This window comes from Halomonas sp. KAO (assembly GCF_015595025.1).
GTDB lineage: Bacteria > Pseudomonadota > Gammaproteobacteria > Pseudomonadales > Halomonadaceae > Halomonas.
On the sequence record NZ_JADNRL010000016.1, the window covers coordinates 1 to 4060 of the forward strand.

Annotated in this window: 3 protein-coding genes and 1 pseudogene; 3 read left to right on the forward strand and 1 reads right to left on the reverse strand. The window is 55.7% G+C overall.

The annotated features are described in order from the left end of the window. Window positions 1-115: 115 nt before the first annotated feature. The 3 genes and pseudogenes from IOC61_RS05865 to IOC61_RS05875 all read left to right on the forward strand — a co-directional run bounded on the left by IOC61_RS05865 (window position 116) and on the right by IOC61_RS05875 (window position 2953). Window positions 116-994 carry a conjugal transfer nickase/helicase domain-containing protein gene (locus tag IOC61_RS05865; RefSeq protein WP_195687940.1) on the forward strand — a complete coding sequence of 293 codons (879 nt, stop codon included), beginning with the start codon at window positions 116-118 and terminating at the stop codon, window positions 992-994. After that, on the forward strand, window positions 991-1932 hold the full coding sequence (locus tag IOC61_RS05870) for a tyrosine-type recombinase/integrase (protein WP_195687941.1): 942 nt from the start codon (window positions 991-993) through the stop codon (window positions 1930-1932). Before IOC61_RS05865 ends, IOC61_RS05870 begins: the two co-directional genes overlap by 4 nt. Before the next feature lie 137 nt (window positions 1933-2069). Next, window positions 2070-2953, forward strand: a pseudogene (locus IOC61_RS05875) (leucine zipper domain-containing protein). 10 nt (window positions 2954-2963) lie between these two features. Here IOC61_RS05875 and IOC61_RS05880 read toward each other — a convergent pair. Beyond that, window positions 2964-4060: (Fe-S)-binding protein (locus IOC61_RS05880; protein ID WP_195687942.1), on the reverse strand; the 1097-nt coding region annotated here is incomplete at its 5' end.

The following is a 4060-nucleotide window of genomic DNA, read 5'->3' on the forward strand; positions in this document are numbered from 1 at the left end:
TTTGGCGTGACCTGATGATCGGGCAGCTCGGTTGGCGGTTTCGGCATGATACGGGCTCCTGAACCTCGGGCTCTGATATTGAGCTTAACTCACTGAGCCGGTGTATGGATGCAGGTTGACACACAGGGTTACCCATGGGATTGAGGATGTTCCAACCAAGGAGTCTCGTCTATACGATGAGATGCAGTCGCATGGGCTGATTATTGAGAATGCAGAGGGGCGGTCGGTCTGGAAGTGTGCGATCGAAATGGGAGAGTGGAAAACTGAACTATCCATGCTCAAGGTTCACAAGTCTCTTGTTTGGTCCGGTGATGAGCAGCCAGATGTTTTTTCAGGAAATGTTGAACCTGTTGAAGCTGATAAAGGTAGTCGGGTAGATGGTGAAGAGTACCCAGCCCCAGACAAGTATGAGGAGCCTTCGCCTGCGGAGGAGTCAGATAAGCTGGAGGGTAAAAACAATGCCGAGCCCACTCGGGGTAATCTTGAGGACTCGATCCTCGATATCGCGATAGGCGACGCTGAGAAAGCAGTGCCAAATTTGGAGAGGAAGTTGGCGCCTAGTCCTGCTGATGGTGACGAAAGTTCTTTGCATGATGCATCGTCCGGACAGGCATCATATGGAGAAGCTTTTTTCTCCTGGCTGCGAGATGGGTTGAGAACTCACAAAATACTGATGAATGACTCAAAGGCCCTGGTGCATGCTGTAGATGGCATGCTGCTTGTGGTCAGTCCCAAGGTGTTCAAGCGCTATTGCCAGGAGGTGAGTGGAGACGAGAAAGAGTGGAAAAAGGTTCAGGATTCATTCCAGAAGCTGAAGCGGCACAAGAAGAACAAGGATGGTGGAAGTTTTCACAAGGTAAAAGTGGTTGGGCCAAACAAGAAGTCGAGCACCCTGTCTGGGTATCTTGTGAGTAAGGATGACCTGATGGAGGAGGGGAAAGAGGTTCTTGATAACCCCTTTATTGACCTGATTGATGGGAAAAATGAAGAATGAAAACATTTACCTTTGATGACTTGTTGCAATCCTATTTTTCTGAACGCTGGCTGACAGAAAGAAGCCGGACCTCATATTGTGTTCCTGTAAAGCTATTTCGCCGTTTTTTGGGTCAGGAGAAGCTTCCTGAGGAAGTGACTCGTGAAGATGTGAGAAAGTGGCGAGACTTCTGCTTCTCTGAATCGGGTAGAAATCTTTCACACTCAAGCTGGAACAACTACTGTCGACACAACAGGATTCTTTTCAAGCATGCTATAGATCATGCCTTAATGCATGTTTCCTCTAATCCATTTGTCAAGATGGAGGTAAGCTCTCCGAAGAAGCGGAAAAAGACTCTGAATAAGCGCCAGGTCGAGATGGCCAGGGAAGCAATCGATTTGCATAAGAAAATTGAGCGTTACCGAAATAAGCCATCGGTGCTACATCCTGCATGGTTCTGGGAGGTGGTGTTTGAAACGTTCTATCATACGGGAATCCGGCTGACTCAACTATTGCTGATGAAGCCCGAAGATATTGACTTGAAGGGCCGCGTCCTTACAGCTACCTGGCAGGGTGCCAAGAATAATCGAGAGCATTTTGTTCCAATATCTAATGCCCTTTATCCGCACTTAGAAAATCTGATGAACTCGGCAAGGATGGTGGGGATCAAGCGTGGTGAACAGATTTTCAATGTGAACCGATTCAGTGTTCGGCACCGAATGGAGACGATGGACTCCTGGCAGGTCGAGAGTTTCTACCAGAAGCTCTCCCAGATTTGTGGCTATCAGATGAGTCCACATCGATTCCGGCATACGTTGGGTACCGAGCTGATGAAGGAGCCAGATCGCAACCTGCATATCGTCAAGGCATTGCTTGGCCACAGCAATATCAGCACGACACTCGAGTACGTCGAGGTCGACATCGGTAGCCTGCGTAGTGTCATCGAAGGGCGCACATAGGCTAAGTTACTTTTTCTAGCCATGAGTGATTCAGTTACGGCTTTAAGCACTAGCTGTGATCTCTCAGTAGGTTGTTCATTCGGAGCCGACTCGGAAGGCTGGAGATGCGAACCAATTCATCGCTCTAGGAGGACCGGATGAACACCCATAAGAATGCCCGTCTCACTCCACATGGTCGAGCCCTACTGGCTGCTCGCGTCATCAATGAAGGATTGCGGCCCAGAGGGCTCGAGCAAGCCCAAGGCGTCAGTGTGGGAATGATTTACAAGTGGGTGTGTCGTTTCCGAGAAGAAGGGATCGAGGGCCTACAGGACCGGATTTCACGCCCTCACAGAAGTCCTTTGGCAACAGACGCAACGGCGATGGAGCAGATTGTCGAGCGTCGTCAACAACGCCAGATCTATCGCCAGATTGCCCAGGAGCTGGGGGTTGGCCAGAGTATGGTGGCGCGCATTCTTAAGCGCAAAGGGCTGATCGTCAGGGCGCTCTGACACCGCCAAGGCCCGACAATCGCTATGAACACGGCGGATCTCCTGCATCTGAATATCAAGAAACTCGGCCACTCACACGCCCGGGGTATCGGGTCACCGGCGATCGTCAACAGGCCATGTGTGGCGCAGGGTGGGAGTATGCCCACATTACCATCGATGATCATTCGCGGGTGGCCCTCGGCACCCGCTACCCCGATGATCGGCTGGAGCGTGTGTTACTCGCTGTCGGAAACCATACGTTATTATCTAGGTCTAGGGACTCGCTTCACGCGGGTGCTCACCGACAATGGCGCCTGCTACCGGTCCAGTGCTTTTCACCATCTGTGCCGGCGACTGGGACTGAAGCGCAAGCGCACTCGCCCCTACCTATACGCTCCGCACCAATGGCAAGGCAGATCGGTTCATTCAAACCGCCCTGCGCGAGTGGGCCTATGCCTGGTCTTATGAGAACTCGGAGGAGCGAAGCCAAGCATCTGCCCGCCTGGCTCCACTAGTACAACTGGCAACGACCTCATACCAGCCTGAATTAACAACCTCCGGTCAGCCGGCTGGGGCTTTCCGTGAACAACCTGATGAGTTTACACAATTAGCCCTTTGATTGAGCTCGGCCATCAGTGCTTCTAATGGGTGAGGCAAGTCTGCTTTAGAGAACCGTCGAGTCTGGCTGCGACAGGAGTAGCCGCTAGCCAGTAGTCTGCCGGCGTTGGCTGGATTCTCTACCAGCGGCTGCCATGACTGGGCGTAGAGGGTTCTTGAGGTCGCCAGATTGCGAGCCTCGTGACCGTAGGTGCCGGACATGCCACAGCAGCCGGTGCTGACCAGCTCCAGCTTGAGACCGAAGGCAGCGAACACCTGCTGCCAGGCCCTCTGACTGCCGGGGGCGGTGGTCGCCTCGGTGCAATGGGCGAGCAGCTGGAAGCCAGGGTCGGCTAGGGCGGGGCCGTCGGCAAGCCGGTTCGCCAGGCGGTCGGCATGGGTGGCCAGCCACTCCTGGAGTAGCCGCACCTCGGGCACGGCTTCAGGCCCCAGCGCCTTCACATACTCCTGGCGGTAGGTCAGGGTCATGGCCGGGTCGATGCCTACCAGTGGTACGCCGAACTCGGCCAGGGCACGCAGTCGCTTGGCCTGCTTGGCGGCCGTGCGTTCGAAGGCGCCGAGGAAACCCTGGACATGCAGCGGCTTGCCGTTGGGGGCATAGGGCGCCACGAATACCCGCACGCCGAGGCGGGTGAGCAGCTCGACGACGTCCAGTACCAGCCTGGCCTCGAAGTGGCGGGTAAAGGCGTCCTGCACCAGCACCACGCTGCGCGCTCTGTCATCCGCGGTGAGTCGGCCGAGTCTCGCCGGCGTGGCCTCGTCCACACCCCAGGCGTCGAGTCGCCTCTGCAGGCGTGATCGCGAGAGCCGCGGGCTGTCCACCATACCGACCGAGCCGGCCAGCAGCCGTTCCACCAGGCGGTTGCCCAGGGCGGCGTTGTAGAGCGGGGCGATGCGTGACAGCGCGGGCAGCAGGAACTCGAGGCTACCGACCAGGTGGTCGCGCAGCGGCCGCAGGTAGCGGCCGTGGTAAACCTCCAGAAACTGGGCGCGGGAGTCGGGTACATTGACCTTGATGGGGCACTGGCCGGCGCAGGACT

What these genes read in the sequence shown, in the direction of transcription:
- IOC61_RS05870 (WP_195687941.1), top strand. Translation starts at nt 991, where the DNA reads ATGAAAACATTTACCTTTGATGACTTGTTGCAATCCTATTTTTCTGAA.